This is a genomic window from Mucilaginibacter gynuensis, assembly GCF_039541195.1.
GTDB classification, from domain to species: Bacteria; Bacteroidota; Bacteroidia; order Sphingobacteriales; family Sphingobacteriaceae; genus Mucilaginibacter; species Mucilaginibacter gynuensis.
The window spans coordinates 1-1333 of sequence record NZ_BAABFT010000040.1; the positions used below are offsets into that span (position 1 = coordinate 1).

Below are 1333 nucleotides of genomic sequence, written 5' to 3' on the forward strand. Positions count from 1 at the left end.
AGAGGTACTGTCTTTAAAAGCAAATAATATTTAATAATTTTGATCATTCAATGAGGGCCTCCACTTGGAAGTTCATCACGTGTAGCCCTGGTTTGCCGGGGCTATTATTTTTTCAGATTGATAGGTAGGATAATATTGTTCATTTTTCTTCCACAAGTAATACATAATTTCAAGTAATTTCCTCTGTACTGCTACATATCCTTTCATTTTGATTTTTGTACGTTCAAAAACGCGGTCATACAGGTTTTTAAATTGTGGTTGGTCATCTCTTACTGCACATAATGCAGGCATGTGTAAAATGCGCCTGATCCTGGAGTTTCCTTTTTTCGATATTCGGGTTCTGCCAGTGTGTTTGCCCGACTGGTTCTCTATTACGTCATATCCTGCATAACTTACCAGGCTGGATGCGTTATCAAATAATGTAAAGCCATCTGTCTCCGCTGCTATAACGGCAAATGAAAGCAGCGCTACGCCTTTTATTGCAGTGATGTTCTGATAATGCTTGTTAAGGATGGTATCTGTCTTAATTATCTTACTTATAACAACTTCCAGTTCCTCTAACTGTTTTTCAAACAACCTGATAGTTTGTTTAAGTTGCTTGATTATCTCTTTGGATGGAAATTGCCCGTGACGGATGCTATGCAACTGATTATTCATGGAGGTGAGCATTTCTGTAATGCTTTGATGCTGCCTGGTATACACGCGTAAAGTATACAGTTGTTTACTGGGAGGGGTCCATAGCCCTAACTTCTTCTCTGCACCTATACGGGCAAGTCCTTTGGCATCAATGCTATCATTTTTTGATTTAGCGCCATCGGCTTTTAAATAGCTTTTGGCCTTGCTTGGCAATAGAATGCTTATGGCTTTGCCGTTGCTATTGAGAAACCAGGCCAACTGCTCATGGTATACCCCAGTAGCTTCCATAATATAAGTAACAGGCAATGCTTCCTTCGAATGTCGGTTAACCCATTCCAAAAACGACTTAAATCCTACTGGTGAATTGTTGAATTTATGGGTGGCTTTAACCTTTACGTCCTGTTCATCATCGATAACGGACAAACAACAGGCAAAATCTTTCATGGATATGTCTATCCCGATAGCGTACTTTAAGTTCTTCATAGCTACGTATATTACGATCAGAAAACCTTTCATTGTCCTTTCTCATATAATAGCTGATCAGATACAGGATCTGTCAATCGGTACTGTCCGGACTTTCAAAAGTAAAAAAGGAGTATTAGCCTCTTTCGTCAACATCGTTTTAAATACGTGTCATGAGGGCCCTCTATGTTTCTCCTTTTCTTCTGATCTATTATATTACAAAGATATGAGAGGG

Annotated in this window: 1 protein-coding gene; it reads right to left on the reverse strand. The window is 39.2% G+C overall.

Going from position 1 to position 1333, the window contains the following annotated elements:
- Nucleotides 1-75 precede the first annotated feature (75 nt).
- Entirely contained in the window at nt 76-1119 is a 1044-nt protein-coding gene (locus ABD894_RS28080) for an IS110 family RNA-guided transposase (RefSeq protein WP_345214425.1), read from the reverse strand.
- Nucleotides 1120-1333 lie beyond the last annotated feature (214 nt).

Bases quoted from the DNA above. Each gene is read 5' to 3' on its own strand.
- ABD894_RS28080 (WP_345214425.1), bottom strand. From the start codon at position 1,119: ATGAAGAACTTAAAGTACGCTATCGGGATAGACATATCCATGAAAGAT.